This window comes from Bacillus nitratireducens (assembly GCF_001884135.1).
GTDB classification, from domain to species: Bacteria; Bacillota; Bacilli; order Bacillales; family Bacillaceae_G; genus Bacillus_A; species Bacillus_A nitratireducens.
In genome coordinates, this window is sequence record NZ_MAOC01000007.1 from 55,373 (window position 1) to 72,574 (window position 17,202).

Below are 17,202 nucleotides of genomic sequence, written 5' to 3' on the forward strand. Positions count from 1 at the left end.
CAATTTCATATAAAAAACTGATATATTTTACTTTTATTCTATGCTTGTTTCTAAAGTTACATCTGTATAGGTATTATCATCACCTATATTTAAAATTACTTCACATTGACGTAATCTCAATTCAAAGAGCTTTATAGGATCATGGTAAACTTCAGGGTTTGATTTCATTTTATGCAATTTATCTTGTTTTTCTTTTATTTCTAAATGAGTGTTTTCTATAGCTTGTTCCAACGCACCAAATGGATTTCTAAAGAACATATTAATATCCCGCTCTTGTGTGTTTTCAAACAGCTCAAATTGCAAGAAAAACTTCTTCATAATAGAAGCCGTTACATCGGTATAATCTTCATTTTCTAAATACTGTTTGTATTTGTTATATAGCATAGCTTTATTTTTAGGAAGAACTCCAAATAATTTACCGGCACTTTTCAGTAAAAATTGCGCTGGCGTAAATCGGCGTAAAATATTTACTTCTTCCATTTGTATTCTAGTTGTCATTCTGTCAGTATCTCTGCGCCAGTCATCAATTACTTTAAAGTCACATTCTAACTGTATTCGATTTTCTCCAAATAAAGAATTAAGTCCTTCACTGGTTTCTTCTAAGTACAATTGACTTTGAAGGAGCTCATTATTAGAGGTCGCAATCCAATTTTGCATAGAGCGAGCAAGATTAGGTAATACAGTTTGTTCTAGATATTGTTGCACTCTTCCATTCATCGCTGTGTTTAGTTCAATATCAATGTGACTAAAATCGCTTTCTTCACTAATTAAATCGGAACAACTCTTCAATAGTTTCGGAATATGTTCTGTAAGATCATTAGTAATTTCGTTTTTCATCGTACGATATGATTCTGTAATTAAATGAATTTTTTCCTTCTCAAAAGCAGTAAGGTTATTAATACAACCATTAAGTTTAACTAACATATCTTCATTCCAATTAATAGAATCCACTAGATTTTTTTCCCTCTCGACGCGTTTATCCAAAAGATATGTAATTGTTTTTCGAATGAAAAACAATAGCTTTTCAGTACGTTCTGCATCGATATTTTTATAGTTAAAGTTAAAATGAATAAACTCAGTTAAATCGTTTAGTTGTTTACTATTTGTATATAACGAAGAATAAGGGAAAACCCTTGCATTAGGGAAATATGTGTTAATTCTCACTTGCGTATCTTGTATAACTCTTTTTGCTTCTGCTTCATTGTAAATGTTATCGATTTTATTTAATAAAAAATGCACTTGTAGATTTGGTGTATGTTCTTGGATACTTAATAGAATGTCACGTTCTTTGTCAGTAAAAGGTGAATCCGCATTCAATACGAATAACAATTCATCTACAGAATTTAAATATTCAAACACCTCATCTCTCGCATCATTGTTCCTATTAAAGCTAGGTGTAACAACGAATGTAAGTTTATTTTTACTTAAAAATCTGCATGGTAACTTAAATTCAACACATGCTCTATCTCTGTATGTTTGACGGTGTACTGCCATCATGTTATGGAAATCAGAAAAATTCTCAGTTGTTGTAATTTCCGAATCTGTTATAGCGTTAATTTCTGTATAAGCGTCATTTTTAAAAACAACTACATTTGAGATTGAGTTTTCTAATATATTTTCTCCTAAAATAGAGTTAATAAATGACGCTTTTCCGTTTCCTGAAGTTCCAGTTACTAATAGGCGATTTGTTCTTAAATCTGCAAGCTCGCCAACTAACCAGCTAAATCGGTGACCCATTTCTAAATCATATTCTTGTGCCCAGTATGTAATAGATTCAAAAAGATGTAAACTATACTCTAATCCATTCACATGATTAATAGAATATGACAGTAGGTTTTCCGCATCTTTTATATCCGCTGAATCTATTTTAGAAGGGAAAATCTCATCCCATGCCAATACTGCTGCAGATGGAAATACAGCATGAGAGGGATTGACTACCTTTAACCAATTTGTTAACAGATTTGGAATGATATCGTGTAATTGTCTAAGCATATATTGACCTTGAATTAATTCAAAGTATGTTTCTTCGTAAAGAGAAGAAATTTCGTCCCATATATCGGACGAACGTATTTCGATATGTATGAAAAATTCATTTATTGTGTTAAGCCATAATAAGTAATTTTGTTCATCTTTATAGCTGCGCCAAAGTGATGAGACTATTTGCGTAAATTGTACTTGATCTACATTATTTAATGTTATTAATACTTTATAAAAATAATCTGGTGAAATATTTTTAGTAAATCCTTTATCGATATATTCTTTTAGAACCTCAAACCACGGATAAGATTCTGTTCGAATTAACTCGTTCACAGCAAGCTCTACTGCACTATCAAAATCTTGCTGTTCTTCATAAAAGGAACGTGCAATTGTTGTGACGTTTGGATAATCGGGATTTAAAGAAACCGCTTCTTTTATAACAGCGAAAGCTGAATCAAAATTATTTTGCTCGATGTAAAGAGACAGTAATTGCAGTACAATTTCGGTCATCAGTATTTTGTTATCAGTAGTAATGGAAGTATACACATTTTCAGCAACTGATAATTGGTTAAGTTCGAAGTAAGCATCCGCAATATTTTTTTGTGCCCATGGCGCGAATTCATTACTAACTTTCTCCCATTTAAAAATAGCTGCTTCAAAATCTTGATGGTGATAATAAAATTCACCTTGTGCAAAACGAATATAAGATCCATCAGAAATCTCATTTTTTTCTTCGTTTACATAAGCTTCTCCAAGTACTTGAAGAGGTGGGTGCGTTTCATTCTCCATTAGGAATGTTTCATAATACATCTTTTTTATTAATTGTTTTTCTAATCTCATCTTTTCCCCCACTATATCTCAAAAATACATTTTTGAGATATGTCAATACTTTTTTGTATGTATGCTTTTTATCTTAACAAAGATTTCCTTTTGGAAAATTTCATTTTCCTTTCATTTTTCAAGTAAGATTGAATTTTTATGAGAAAAGTTTCAGTTTTTTTTCAATTCCCTTTCAGTTGTGAAACAACATTAAATGTTCCTAATAACCTAATAACACTATAATATTCCACATTATATTATCAGGAAAACTATATATATATTACATTATAAAAACAATCTATAACGAATATATATGCATTGTTTGTTTCACTGATAAATAAAAGAACTCATCACATAATGGTTATTAGATAGACCAATATGCTACGTCCCCTCAGAATTTCGAACATACCACGATAACTTAAACAACAATAATAGTGAACGGCTATCATTACAATATTTTTCTCCAATTGTTTTCCTTGGAAATATTTCAGTAGTTACGTAATTAAATTCCATTAACCTATATAAATAACTAGTCCAAAAAAAATCTATATGCATATCATGTTATAGTAAAGAATTCAGGAAATCCTAAAAAGGAGGCATTTTCATGTTTGAAGATAAATCTAAAATAAATTACCCATATGAATTTACCGAAACTACAACAGTCCCTCTAAAAAATCCTATCAATAAAAATTTCAAAAATAGCTCTGGTACACATACTTTCCCAATTAAAAAACACTATAAAGAACAGGTGCTATATACTGAAAAAATTAATAATAATAAAAATAAATAATCATATAGATTCTTATAACAATTAACAAAGTAAGAATCTATGTTTAGCCGTGCATAGTTACGCTTTTAATAATGTACAACCTTTATTTTAAAATCCACGTACCTTTTAAAAAGTGCTGATATACAGCGCTTTTTTATACATAGATAAATTAAAGTTTCCTTAGTCTAGAAATGCATTACTTGCATTATTAAATATCATGCACTCAAATTTTAATAAAACAACAAAATTACTCCCTCCGAATCTCATTCAACACTTAACTTTACATATGAACAAATAAAAACGTAGAAATTAATTATTTCTACGTTTTTATATTTACCTACAATATCTGTACCGTGATGAAGAACTCCCTCCATCATAGCTACACCCCTGTGACTACGCCATCTACACTATTTAATCTAAATCTTCCCCATTCGTGGAAATAACTTTTTTATACCAATAATAGCTCTTCTTTTTACTTCTTTTTAATGTTCCATTTCCTTTATTGTCCTGGTCAACATAAATAAATCCATACCGCTTGTCCATCTCACCAGATCCTGCACTCACTAAATCTATAGGTGCCCATGTTGTATACCCTAAAATATCTACCCCATCAACCTGAATCGCATCCTTCATCGCTTGGATGTGTTCTCTTAAATAATCAATTCTATAATCATCTTCCGCATAACCATTTTTGTCCACTTCATCCTTTGCCCCTAATCCATTTTCTACAATAAATAATGGCTTCTCATAACGATCGTAGACATGGTTTAGAGTAATTCTGAATCCCAATGGATCAATGGGCCATCCCCATTGGCTGTACTCCAAATAAGGATTTTTGGTGGATGCAAATAAATTCCCTTCTGCATTATCTCCCCCGTCGCTATCTGTTCTTACACAGCGACTGTTATAATAAGAAAGGGAAATAAAATCTACTGTATATTTTGCGAGGAGCTCTTCATCCCCATTCTCCATTATTGGCAGCGTCCCATTACGTTCCATTTCCTTTAGTGCATAGTTTGGATATTTTCCTCTTGCTTGTACATCAACAAAGAAATAACTTTCCCGATCTAATTTTGTTGCTTCCCAAACATCATTTGGATTACAACTATAAGGATATACACTCCCTGCTGCAAACATACAGCCGACTACATTATTTCCATCTATTTCACGAGCCATTTTAGTGGCCTTTGCACTTGCAATAAGTTCATGGTGTGCAGCTTGATATTTTATCTTCTCCTTATTCTCACCTTCTTCAAAATAAATTCCTGCCCCCATGAATGGAGCGTGTAAAATCATATTAATCTCGTTAAACGTTAACCAGTATTTAACTAAGCCCTTATATCTTTTAAAAATAACCTGGCATAGTTGCATATAGAAATCAATCATTTTACGGTTTCTCCAGCCACCGTATTTTTTAATTAGGTGCATCGGACAATCAAAGTGAGTAATGGTTACGAGTGGCTCTATATTATATTTACGGCATTCTTTAAATATATCTTCATAAAATTGAAGCCCCGCTTCATTAGGTTTTTCTTCATCACCTAATGGAAAGATTCTAGTCCAAGCAATACTCATTCGATAAACTTTAAAGCCCATTTCAGCAAATAGCTGAATATCTTCCTTGAAATGATGGTACATATCAATGCCTTTTTTAGCTGGATAATAGTAATTTTCATCAAAATCAAACATTTTCAGCTTTCCTGTAATTACTAAAGATCGAGCTTCTCCTGTTGGGCATACATCGACATTCGAAAGTCCTCTCCCATTTTCGTTATATCCCCCTTCACATTGATTGGCTGCGGTAGCCCCACCCCATAAAAAATCATCACTAAACTTCATCACTCATTCCTCCAATCTCGAAGTATTATTCTTAATAACCGTGTATAGAAAACTTTTCCGCCTAGATTTGGCCGTCTTTGGCATCAAAATATAACTGTAATTAAACTCGCTCCTCTATCCACGTTACCTTCTTTACTCTCCGCGACCTCTAAATAATCTGCGGAATTCGTAATAACTATTGGAGTAACAACACTGTAACCAGCTTGTTCTATTTCTTCAATATTGAAATCTAACAATCGTTGACCTTTCCTTACCTTATCACCTTGTTGTACATAAGTTTTAAATCCTTTACCTTCTAATTGGACTGTGTTTAAACCAACATGAATCAGAATCTGGACTCCATTATCCGATATAATTCCAATCGCATGTAAACTAGGGAATAATGCTGTTACTTCCCCATTAACAGGGGCCTCAACTACCCCTTCTGTAGGTACGATGGCAACTCCATTACCTAATACACCTGATGAAAAAGCCGCATCTTCTATATCTTTTAATTGCAATACTTCACCTTTTATCGGGCTTTCAATTATTTCTTTCTCTAATCTACTTTTCTTTTCATCTTGGCTAACTTCAATTTGAGGCTCATTCACCCCTGCGTAAACAGTCTCTTTATCTTTATAGACAATCATCGTCAATATAAATGCAACTACCATCGAAATTACAATACCGATAACCGCAACAATTAAATTCCCCATTGCTCCATCCGGTTCAATCATTGCAGGTAATTCAAAAATACCCATTCCACCAGCCATAAATTTTCTTAAATTAAAGAATCCATAGAATCCCCCACCGATTCCACCAGCAATACAACTAATAATAAATGGTTTCTTTAAGGGTAATAGAATTCCATAAATAGCTGGTTCTGTTACTCCGAATATACTGGATAAGAAATTTGGTAAAGACATTTCCTTCATTTTCTTGTCTTTTGTTTTAAATAATATCGCTAGGACAACTCCTGCAGTTGCGAAAGTACAAGCAAAGAAAGGCATCATCACATTATCGTATCCCATAGTCATAATGTTATTTAGATATACAGGTATAAATCCCCAGTGTATACCAAAGATTACTAGTATTTGCCACGTAGCTCCAACTATGATACCAGCAAACAAGGGGCTGAAATCTCTAACTGCAAATACAAATTCAGAAACAGCCGTTGAGCCAAATGTTGCAAGTGGTCCAATTACAATAAATGCAACTGGTAATGCAATTAGTAATGTAAGCATTGGAACAAAGAAGAATTTAAGTAAATCTGGTACAAACTTATTACACACTCTTTCGCATTTTGCTGCAAAATATACAGCTAAAATAACAGGAATAACTGTACCTGTATAATTTATTGAAATTAAAGGTATGCCAAAGAAATCAATGTAAATCGGCGATTTAAACATAGAACCTTGAAATAATGTATACATTGCATTAGTACTTGAAGAAACAGCACTAGCTTGTATGCTTGGATAACACATAATAGCCCCTACAACTAAGCCTAACATGGGTTTTAAACCAAACTTTTTAGCTGAAGTATAACCTAAAAACAATGGTAGAAAAGTAAATAAAGCATCACCGATTGCATTAATGACCATTGAACCACCCGAAGTTGAGCTATATAATCCTATAGCAACAAACAGTGCATTTAGTCCTTTCAACATACCACACGCAGCCATAATACCTAATATTGGCTGGAATATACCTGATATGATGTCAATTGCCTTATGTAGTAATTTTTCAGGCTTTTGCTCACCTTGTTGAGTTGCATTCAGTTGATCTACGTCGATCAATGCACTAATATCATCATATACTTGTGGTACATGGTTTCCGATAACAACTTGATATTGACCACCACTTTTCATGACCGTGACAATACCCTCCATATTTTTTAGGGTATCATCATTTGCGATGGACTCGTCCTTCAATTTAAAACGTAGTCGAGTCACACAATGTGTTAAGCTATTTATATTTTCTTTTCCACCTATATTTTCAATAATTTCTTTTGCTAATTCGTTGTATTTCCTCATTTTTCAATCCTCCATTTTTTCTTGTATTTATTTACAGAAATAGTGAAGGTCTGGCCAACTTAATGTTACCATCCAGCTATGTATTGCATGTTTACAGTCATCACCACCTTTCATGTTCTTTTACCTATCTACTCGACTCCCGAACTACCTTTGCTACATGAATAGTCAAATAAATCATTTCATTTGAAGTTAAATAATGTCCGTATTTCTTTTGGATAAATAGTTGAATCTTTGAAACACATTCAAACTCTTTCATATACTTATTTTTAATAATCTCAAATAACTCTTCATCAGATTCATCACTGTATGTGCTATTCGTAATTAGCCGGGAAGCAAAAAACTTTAAATGGCTAATAAAACGATAAAAGGAAACCGATTCTTCTATAATCTCAATACCAAAATGAACCCTTACAATTGTCAGCACTTCTTGAATCAACTGTGTGATCTCATGTACGATTGGCTGTTCTTTATGCAACTGAGCGTTTACAATATGAAAAGCAATAAAACCTGCTTCATCATCAGGTAAACGAATGTGCGTCTCTCTTTCAATAATATCCAGTGCTTTCATTCCAATATTAAATTCATCTTTATAAAATCGTTTTATTTCCCATAGCAGTGCATTTTTAATCTGAATTCCTTCTTTAATCCTTTGAATTGCATTATGCATGTGATCACTCAATGAAATATAAATACCTTCATTGAGTTTTTTACCTAATTTTCTTTGAGCATATCCAATAATTTCATCTGAGAGTTTCATATGCTCAATGGGTATGTTATTTAGCAATTCTTGTAATTTATTAGATATATCTTGATTGGCTATGCGAAAAATTTTGTTTACCTTACTTTCATCAATCACATCACCTTTTGATTTTTGATAGCCTATTCCTTTTCCCATAACAATTATCTATTTTCCATTTTTATCCTCCGTAATAACGACATTGTTATTTAGATTCCTTTTAACTTCCATATATTTCACTCCAATCAAGGATATTTTAGTATGGATTTATCATATATTATTCCGATATAACATAAAAAAGCCCATCCATTAAAATGCATAGAAGTACCTAAAAACTTCTCTGCACACTAATGAATAGGCTTAGCTTGTATTAAAACAATTACTACCCAATTCCATTGATATACGTACATAATATCCTAAATTTAAAATTTCGTCAACGCCGTTAATGGCACAAATCTACAAAAGGAATACTACCGACAAATCGTCTTAATCTGTACGCCTAAGTTTCTGGAAACCTAAATAACCCCTTATTTTAACCCTGAAATTTTGATGTTGTTGTTTGAAGTGTTGTATTTTCTCCCTATAATGATTTAAAACCTTTGATACTTGTTATACAAATGAAGACAAGAAAAAAATCGTCGCTCTTGCCGAAAAATATGATGTTTACATTGTAGAAGATGATTATTTGGCAGAATTTGATATGGATTCCAAGGCAGATCCATTATTTGCATATGAACCTAACGGTAGAGTTATTTATGTTAAAAGTTTTTCAAAAGTATTTGTACCAGGATTACGCATCGCAACAGTTATACTCCCTGAAGCGATGGTTGATCAATTTGTACAATATAAATTTATTGCTAATTTCAATACATCGACACTATCACAAAGCGCTTTAGAAATATATATATAAAGTGGAATGTTCCATTATCATATTGATAATGGAACAAATTGTACATTAATAAAATGACTATCTTATTAAATGCTTGTTCATCTTATTTACCAAACTATATAAAATTTACTAAGCCAAAAGGTGGTTTGTATCTTACTATTTTCTTACCTTCACATATAAACATTGACAAGTTAATTCATTCGTTAAAAGAAAAACATATTTATGTAGATAATGCATCTAGAATGTATTTAGAAGGAAACAAACACAAAGTAATCCGGATAAGTATCTCTCAAGTAAATAAAGATAAAATAGAATATGGTATTAATCTTAATGTGAAACTCAAAAAGACACCTTAAAATAAAGGTGTCTTTTAACGTTTCGCATTAAAGAGGTTAACCCTACATAACCCTCTTAAACATCTTCTCCAACTCATAAGTAGAATGATGCACAAGAATCGGTCTTCCGTGCGGGCATGTGTAAGGGTTTGTTGTTGTACGAAGTTCTTCAAGTAAAGCGAATATTTGATCGTTCGTTAAATATTGATTTGCTTTAATGGAAGCCTTACAGCTCATCATGATTGCTGCTTCTTCTCGTAGTTTTTTAATATCAACTTTTTTAAGTTTGACAACTTGCTCCATCATTTCATCAATGATTTCTGTTTCTTGTCCTTTCGGGAACCACGTTGGGTGCGAGCGGACGATAAAGGATTGATGGCCGAATTGCTCTAAAAATAGTCCGACTTTTTTTAGTTCTTCCAGCTGCTCTTCGACACGTAAAAATTCAGTAAGAGATAAGTCAATACGGTACGGTACAAGTAGTTCTTGTACTTCTTGCGCTACTCTTCCTACTTTATCACGGAAATATTCATAATTGATACGTTCCTGCGCTGCATGCTGATCAATCATATATAACCCATTATCATTTTGAGCGAAAATATATGTTCCGTGCATTTGTCCAATTGGATAAAGCGGCGGTAAATCATTACCGTTCATTTCAATCTCTTTTATTTCGTGAACTTCTTCTTCCAATTCCTCTAATTCAAAATCATCATCGTTGCTAGTCCATTCCTTTTCCTCTCGAACCGTTTCTTCTATTACCGGCTTAGAGGATGGCTGCCAACTTTGCTCTTCTCTTACTAGTGACTGTGGTGGTTGCCATTCTTGCTTCGGCGGTTGCCAAAGTTGTGCTGGTCGTTTCACAGTCGTTGTTTCTTCTTGTTTTTCATCCATACCAGTCGGTAAAACGATGTTAGGCATAGATGATTCTCTCGGTTTTGTATGCTCAAACTTGAACTGTTCTTGCACACTTTCATCTTTTTCTTTTTTCTTCGTTGTTACGCCAGCATCTGGAATAAGCTGTATTTTTTTGAATGCCGATTGCAATGTTTCTTCGATAAGCTTTAGCAATTCTTGTTCTTTACTAAAACGAACTTCTAATTTCGCTGGATGTACGTTAACGTCAACAAGCATTGGGTCCATTTCAATCGATAAGAAACCGATTGGATATCGTCCGACTGGCAGTAATGTATGGTATCCTTGCTGAACTGCTTTCATTAATACGAAATTTCGAACGTAACGACCATTTACGATCGTTGACATATAATTACGAGACGCTCTCGTTACTTCTGGTAATGTTACATACCCTTTAATTGTGAAGTCTAAAGATTCGGCTTCAATTGGAATAAGCTTCTTCGCAACTTGAATGCTGTAAATCGATGCAAGTACTTGTCTTACATCACCGTTTCCTGACGTATGAAGCAATTTCTTTTCATTATGAAACAGTTTTAGCGATACTTCTGGATGAGACATTGCAATACGATACACGATATCTGTAATGTTCCCAAGCTCTGTATGAATCGTTTTCATATATTTAAGGCGCGCTGGTGTATTAAAGAATAAGTTTTGTACTGTAATATCTGTTCCTTTTCGGCTCGCTGTTTTCTCTTGTTTTATAATGTCTCCACCTTTAATCATAAGGTGTGTACCAGGCGCATCACCTGTGCTTGTAATTAATTCTAACTCACTTACAGAGGCAATACTCGGCAGGGCCTCTCCGCGGAAACCGAGCGTTCTTATACGAAACAGATCATTTTCATCTTTAATTTTGCTCGTTGCGTGGCGTTCAAATGCAACGATACAATCTTCTTCTGCAATGCCATCTCCATTATCAATGATGCGAATTTTCGATAACCCAGCTTCTTCTAAGTGGATTTCAATAGATGTACTATTCGCATCGATGGAATTTTCCACGAGTTCTTTTACAACTGAGGCAGGGCGCTCTACTACTTCCCCTGCCGCAATTAAGTTAGAGAGTTGATCATCGAGTTTGCGAATTTTCCCCATCTACTTACTCATCCTTTCTTTAACTTTTTTTGTAAACGATACAGTTCGTTCATCGCTTCTAAAGGTGTCATATCTAGTAAATCAATTTTTTTAATTTGTGCAAGTACTGCCGTTTCTTTTTGATCTAACACAAGCTTGTCTTGTTTCTTCGCAGACTGTTCTCCTCCAAAGAAAGATAGTTGCGATTCTTCTTCAGTCTCTTCTTGCTTTTCTTGCTTTTCTTGTATTTCTGCTTGTTCTTCTTTTACAACTACAGGTTCTGGAGCAACTTCTTGCACTTTCACTTCTGTGCGCTTTGGAATAATAATTTCTTCCTGTCCCTCTAGTTGTGCTAACACTTCTTTCGCGCGAGCGATTAAGCTATCTGGAAGCTCAGCAAGTTGCGCAACGTGAATTCCATAACTTTTATCCGCTGCTCCATCTTGAATTTTATGAAGGAAAACTACTTTTCCATTTTCTTCAATAGCTGAAACATGTACATTCTTTAGTTGGTCTAAACTTTCTTCTAACACTGTTAATTCATGATAATGTGTAGAAAATAATGTTTTCGCACCAATTTGGTCATGAATATGTTCAATGATTGCTTGTGCAAGTGCCATACCATCATACGTAGATGTACCGCGTCCAATTTCATCGAATAAAATTAAACTTCTTTCTGATGCATTTGCAATTGCATTTTTCGCTTCTAACATTTCAACCATAAATGTACTTTGACCTGAGATTAAATCATCCGCTGCACCAATTCTCGTAAAGATTTGATCGAAGACGGGTAATACTGCTTCTTTCGCTGGTACAAAGCAACCAATTTGTGACATAACAGTAACAAGTGCTAATTGTCTCATATACGTACTTTTACCAGACATGTTCGGTCCTGTAATTAAAAAGACATCCATCTTCTCCGGCATAATACAATCATTCGGTACATACAATTTCCCGTTCAATACTTTTTCAACGACAGGATGACGACCATCTTTAATAAAGATTTCGCGCTTAGTTGTTAAAACAGGTTTTACAAACTGCTCTTCTTCACTAACTGTCGCAAAGCTTTGCAACACGTCTAGCTCACTAATTACTTTCGCTAAATGCTGTAATTTCGGAATGAATACTTTAACTTCTTCGCGAAGTGCTGTAAATAAATCGTATTCTAATTGTACAATTTTCTCTTCTGCTTCTAAGATTAATGTTTCTTTTTCTTTTAGTTCATCTGTTATGAAGCGCTCTGCATTTGCAAGTGTTTGTTTTCGCTCATAGCGCCCTTCTGGAAGTGCTGCAAGATTCGCCTTCGTCACTTCAATGTAGTAGCCGAAAATACGGTTGTATCCAATTTTTAATGATTTAACCCCTGTAATATCACGCTCTCGTTTTTCAAGCTCAGCGATCCACGTTTTCCCGTTTTTACTAACGTAACGATATTGATCAAGCTTGTCATTATAACCGTCTTTAATAATATCTCCATCTTTAATAGAAAGCGGTGGGTTTTCTTGAATACTTCTTCCTAGTAATTCAGTTAAGCTCTCACATGGATCCGCACCTTGAATTAACCTTGCTGCATAAGCATTATCTAAAAGACTAATCGCTTCTAAAATAGCTGGTACTTGAAGTAAAGAACGTCTTAACTGTAATAAGTCCCGTGCATTTACATTACCAAATGCAACTTTCCCTGCTAAACGCTCTAAATCATATACTTCTTTTAACTTTTCTTTTAAATCTTCACGTAAGAAGTAATCATTTACAAACGTTTCAACCATTTCTAAACGCTCTTCAACTTTTTCTTTCTGAATAAGTGGACGTTCCATCCACTGTTTTAACATACGACCACCCATAGCTGTTTTCGTTTTATCTAATAGCCATAATAATGATCCTGTTTTTTCTTTTGTTCGAAGTGTTTCTGTCAGTTCTAAATTTCGCTTTGAATGCACATCAATTTTCATAAACTGGTTCGTATAATAAATTTCCACTGGTTGCAAGTGATCTAACGAACGTTTTTGTGTTCTTATCACATAGTTAAATAAGCGTCCAATTGCTTTAATTAACTTTGCTTGTGAAACATTTTTCACAAGATGTTCTAACCCTTCCGGAATAGTTGTTGCATCTTCATACGAAATCGTCATTTTTAATGTTTCAGTTAATTTATTTAATTCATCTTTTGAAAATGTAGAATCTACAACAATTTCTTTTGAACCAGTTGCATACACTTCTAATAAAATATCTTCTACTGAACCTGTTAACAACGTCACTGTATTTTGTCCAGTCGTTAAGTCATTACAAGCTAGCGCATAAGATCCATCTTCGAAATGTGTTAATGCTGCTAAGAAGTTATTCTCTTTCTCGTCTATTGTACGCCCTTCCATCATCGTTCCTGGCGTAATTAGTTGTACTACTTCACGACGTACTACACCTTTAGCTGTTTTTGGATCTTCCACTTGCTCACAAACAGCTACTTTATATCCTTTTTCAACAAGTTGTTCAATGTAATTTTTAGCTGCATGATGCGGTACACCGCACATCGGTATACGATCACTACTACCACCATCTCGGCTCGTTAATGTAATTTCAAGTTCATGAGCTGCTTTAACCGCATCTTCAAAGAACATTTCATAAAAATCACCTAATCGGAAAAATAAAAAGGCATCTTGATAGTCTGCCTTAACCTTTAAATATTGCTGTATCATAGGGGTATATTGCGTCATACTTTTCCTCCATAATTCTTACATAGTAATCAATTTTCATATATGTCACACTTCACGGACATCCATATCTCCTATTTCAGGAGTCTTTCCTCATTATAGCACATTTCATAAGGAATCATGTTCATTCAAGCATCACTTATGTAAAGTAAAAAGCTAGGAAGAACTTCTCCCTAGCTTTCTATTACTCTTCTTCTGCATCGACGATAAAGTTCGGATCTAATTCTTCAAACTCATCATCATCGACTTGGAAATCCTCGTCTGATTCTACGCAACCTTCAGGATTTACACTTACACAAATTTTCGTTTCCCCAACTACTTCTGTTACAAATTCACGTTCTACAGTTACAACAATTTTATTACCATTTGGTGATACAAGAGCTTCTAAACAATTTGGTGGCTGAATGACACGAGCAATAATTTCTAAATCATCACCAGAAAAGTTTTTATCACGATATCCAATACTCACTTCATCAGTGTAGTTCACACGTTCTGTTACAACTTCTGTCTTTGTGTTTCCATCAAATGAATACCAAGTGTTCACATCATAGAAACCTTCAATTTCCACATGCTTTCCATTCTTTCTTGCTTCGTACGAGTGGTTAATTACCCAGCACCCTAAAATACTTGTTGGCTCATTATTCGATTCACATGTATGCGTTGACTTTGTATACTTACGTCCTTTTCCAACCACTGCTTTTGTAATAATCTCTCTAAATTCGGACATTCGTAACCCTCCTCAATCACTATTCACTTAATCATATGCGTGACAATAGCGGAATGTGTCATTCTTTTTTCGAGAAGAACTTACGTTTAACCCACTAAAAAAAGAGATGTCAATTCGACATCTCTTTAACAACCACAATTTCCTTTTTTACTTTCTACCGCTGCGCCCGTTTCACCCTTCAATACATCGCCATTAGTTGAAATTAATATTTCATCTGTTACGTTGTTAGAAATCGTACTTGCAACTAGCTGTAGTAAGTCATTTACATATGTTTGTGAAGATTTAAATTCTTGCACAACTGGGATACTATCCAACTTATCTTGCAATGCATCAATTTCAGCTTCTACTTTTTTCAAAGCTTCCCATTTCCCGTAATGCTGCAAGTTTACTGCTTGCTTTTGCAGTGCTTTAATTTCATCAATTGCGCGCTTTACATTTTCATTTTTATGAATTTGTGCTTCTGCTCGCTTAAAGAAGTCGACTTCTTCTGTTTCAGAAATCATTTTTGCTAATTCTTTCGCTTGTTCAACAATTTCATCTTTCGAATATGCTTTCATCTATTATTCCACCTCAATCGGCTCTTCAACTAATTCCCCGTTAAGAGACCAAGTTTTTGCTTCCGTTACTTTTACTTTCACAAGCTGACCAATTAAAGATTTTGAAGCGACGAAGTTTACAAGTTTATTCGTACGAGTATAACCTGCGAGTACTTCTGGATTATTTTTACTTTCCCCATCAACTAACACTTCTACAATTTGACCTTTGTAACGATTATTCTTTTCAATTGCCAACGTATTTACTAGTGTATTTAAGCGTTGAAGACGTTCTTTTTTCACTTCCATCGGTACATTATCTTTCATTTTTGCAGCTGGTGTACCTTCGCGCGGAGAATAAATAAAGGTAAAGGCAGTATCAAATCCTACTTCACGATATAACGACATCGTTTCTTCAAATTGCTCATCTGTTTCATTTGGGAAACCAACGATAATATCAGTTGTGAATACTGCATTTGGAATTGCTTCTTTAATCTTTCTTACAAGTTCTAAATAATGCTCACGTGAATATTTACGCGCCATAATTTTTAACATCTCTGTGCTTCCAGATTGAACTGGTAAGTGAATATGTTCTACTAAGTTTCCAGCTTTTCCAAGCACTTCAATTAAGTGATCATCGAAATCACGTGGATGGCTCGTTGTAAAACGAATACGGGCAATATCAACTTTACGGAGTTCGTCCATTAAATCGCCAAGTCCGTATTCAAAATCTTCAAAGTCTTTACCATATGCATTTACGTTCTGGCCAAGTAATGTAATTTCTTTATAACCATTCGCAGCTAAATGACGAATTTCTTGGATAATGTCTTCTGGACGTCTGCTTCGCTCTTTTCCACGTGTATACGGCACGATACAATATGTACAGAACTTATCACAGCCATACATAATATTTACCCAAGCTTTAATATCACCACGGCGTACTTTCGGAAGGTTTTCAATTACATCCCCTTCTTTTGACCAAACTTCAACTACCGTCTCCTTCGAGAACATTGCATCTTTTAGAATATACGGCAATCTATGAATATTATGCGTTCCAAACACCATATCTACATGCTGATTTTTTTGCATAATTTTATTTACAACAGATTCTTCTTGAGACATACAACCACATACACCAATTAAAAGGTCCGGATTTCTTCTTTTTAATGACTTTAAATGACCTAGTTCACCGAACACTTTATTTTCAGCATTTTCACGAATTGCACAAGTATTTAATAAAACTACATCTGCATCTTCAGTTGAAAAGGTTGGCTCATATCCAAGTGCGGTGAAAATACCCGCCATTACTTCCGTATCATGCTCATTCATTTGACAACCATATGTACGAATATAGAACTTTCTTCCTGTACCAAAATTGCGAAATTCTTCAGGTAAGCCAAAATCCCGTTCAATTTTAACTTCTTCTTTCCCTCGTTTTTTCGCGTCTTTTAAGGAAGGTGGTTGGTATACACTTTCAAAGTATTTACTATAATCTTTCTCTTCTTTTTTCGTAGAGGAATTCGCTTGTTGACTTGCTAATCGTTGTTGCTCGTTCATCGGTAATCTCCTTTCACCCTTAACTATACACACTCTATAGTCCATTTTAATGCGCTTTGACTCACCTCAAAAATGGTTAGATAGCTTGAGAGATAACTTGTCCTTTGAAACTTGAGTAATCAATCTAATCATTCATAAGAATGAAGTCTTCCCCACACAAATAGACATTCCCTTTTCATACTTCTTTTTGTCCTATCCAAAAGCATATTGCTTTATCCCTATAAACATTACCATAGTATGAAGCGTTGCGCCAATTTTAACAAGAAAGAGGCTTTGTCTGATCTTACATTTCATCAGCAATGAACTCGCCATTTT

Annotated in this window: 10 protein-coding genes and 1 pseudogene; 2 read left to right on the top strand and 9 right to left on the bottom strand. The window is 34.2% G+C overall.

What is annotated here, in order from left to right; translation table 11 throughout:
- Window positions 1-33 precede the first annotated feature (33 nt).
- The gene (locus BAU23_RS01740) at window positions 34-2,817 is read right to left on the bottom strand and encodes a dynamin family protein (RefSeq protein ID WP_016130125.1); all 2,784 of its coding nucleotides are present in this window, start codon (window positions 2,815-2,817) and stop codon (window positions 34-36) included.
- A gap of 583 nt (window positions 2,818-3,400) precedes the next feature.
- Between BAU23_RS01740 and BAU23_RS01745 the strand changes: the two genes are divergently transcribed.
- Entirely contained in the window at window positions 3,401-3,586 is a 186-nt protein-coding gene (locus tag BAU23_RS01745; protein ID WP_000461141.1) for a hypothetical protein, read from the top strand.
- Between the two features lie 390 nt (window positions 3,587-3,976).
- Here the strand turns inward: BAU23_RS01745 and BAU23_RS01750 are convergent, their stop codons facing one another.
- The 3 genes and pseudogenes from BAU23_RS01750 to licT all read right to left on the bottom strand — a co-directional run bounded on the left by BAU23_RS01750 (window position 3,977) and on the right by licT (window position 8,383).
- The gene (locus BAU23_RS01750) at window positions 3,977-5,404 is read right to left on the bottom strand and encodes a 6-phospho-beta-glucosidase (RefSeq protein ID WP_000672302.1); all 1,428 of its coding nucleotides are present in this window, start codon (window positions 5,402-5,404) and stop codon (window positions 3,977-3,979) included.
- Window positions 5,405-5,487: 83 nt separating this feature from the next.
- On the bottom strand, window positions 5,488-7,416 hold the full coding sequence (locus tag BAU23_RS01755) for a beta-glucoside-specific PTS transporter subunit IIABC (RefSeq protein ID WP_016130126.1): 1,929 nt from the start codon (window positions 7,414-7,416) through the stop codon (window positions 5,488-5,490).
- A 124-nt stretch (window positions 7,417-7,540) separates the two neighbouring features.
- Window positions 7,541-8,383, bottom strand: a pseudogene (licT, locus tag BAU23_RS01760) (BglG family transcription antiterminator LicT).
- A 436-nt stretch (window positions 8,384-8,819) separates the two neighbouring features.
- Between licT and BAU23_RS01765 the strand changes: the two are divergent.
- Window positions 8,820-9,062, top strand: a complete 243-nt coding sequence (locus BAU23_RS01765; protein WP_229165476.1) for a GntR family transcriptional regulator — start codon at window positions 8,820-8,822, stop codon at window positions 9,060-9,062.
- Window positions 9,063-9,439: 377 nt separating this feature from the next.
- On the opposite strand, the gene mutL is transcribed toward BAU23_RS01765, so the two are convergent.
- From mutL to miaB, 5 genes are all read right to left on the bottom strand, one after another.
- Complete coding sequence (gene mutL, locus BAU23_RS01775) at window positions 9,440-11,383, bottom strand: DNA mismatch repair endonuclease MutL (RefSeq protein ID WP_071733447.1); 1,944 nt, start codon at window positions 11,381-11,383, stop codon at window positions 9,440-9,442.
- Between the two features lie 8 nt (window positions 11,384-11,391).
- Entirely contained in the window at window positions 11,392-14,073 is a 2,682-nt protein-coding gene (mutS, locus tag BAU23_RS01780) for a DNA mismatch repair protein MutS (protein WP_016130129.1), read from the bottom strand.
- A gap of 181 nt (window positions 14,074-14,254) precedes the next feature.
- Entirely contained in the window at window positions 14,255-14,797 is a 543-nt protein-coding gene (cotE, locus tag BAU23_RS01785) for an outer spore coat protein CotE (protein ID WP_001288802.1), read from the bottom strand.
- 125 nt (window positions 14,798-14,922) lie between these two features.
- Window positions 14,923-15,354, bottom strand: a complete 432-nt coding sequence (locus tag BAU23_RS01790; RefSeq protein WP_000649389.1) for a YlbF/YmcA family competence regulator — start codon at window positions 15,352-15,354, stop codon at window positions 14,923-14,925.
- Between the two features lie 3 nt (window positions 15,355-15,357).
- The gene (miaB, locus tag BAU23_RS01795) at window positions 15,358-16,887 is read right to left on the bottom strand and encodes a tRNA (N6-isopentenyl adenosine(37)-C2)-methylthiotransferase MiaB (protein WP_001005384.1); all 1,530 of its coding nucleotides are present in this window, start codon (window positions 16,885-16,887) and stop codon (window positions 15,358-15,360) included.
- Window positions 16,888-17,202 lie beyond the last annotated feature (315 nt).

Bases quoted from the DNA above. Each gene is read 5' to 3' on its own strand.
- BAU23_RS01740 (WP_016130125.1), bottom strand. From the start codon at position 2,817: ATGAGATTAGAAAAACAATTAATAAAAAAGATGTATTATGAAACATTC.
- BAU23_RS01745 (WP_000461141.1), top strand. From the start codon at position 3,401: ATGTTTGAAGATAAATCTAAAATAAATTACCCATATGAATTTACCGAA.
- BAU23_RS01750 (WP_000672302.1), bottom strand. From the start codon at position 5,404: ATGAAGTTTAGTGATGATTTTTTATGGGGTGGGGCTACCGCAGCCAAT.
- BAU23_RS01755 (WP_016130126.1), bottom strand. From the start codon at position 7,416: ATGAGGAAATACAACGAATTAGCAAAAGAAATTATTGAAAATATAGGT.
- mutL (WP_071733447.1), bottom strand. From the start codon at position 11,383: ATGGGGAAAATTCGCAAACTCGATGATCAACTCTCTAACTTAATTGCG.
- mutS (WP_016130129.1), bottom strand. From the start codon at position 14,073: ATGACGCAATATACCCCTATGATACAGCAATATTTAAAGGTTAAGGCA.
- cotE (WP_001288802.1), bottom strand. From the start codon at position 14,797: ATGTCCGAATTTAGAGAGATTATTACAAAAGCAGTGGTTGGAAAAGGA.
- BAU23_RS01790 (WP_000649389.1), bottom strand. From the start codon at position 15,354: ATGAAAGCATATTCGAAAGATGAAATTGTTGAACAAGCGAAAGAATTA.
- miaB (WP_001005384.1), bottom strand. From the start codon at position 16,887: ATGAACGAGCAACAACGATTAGCAAGTCAACAAGCGAATTCCTCTACG.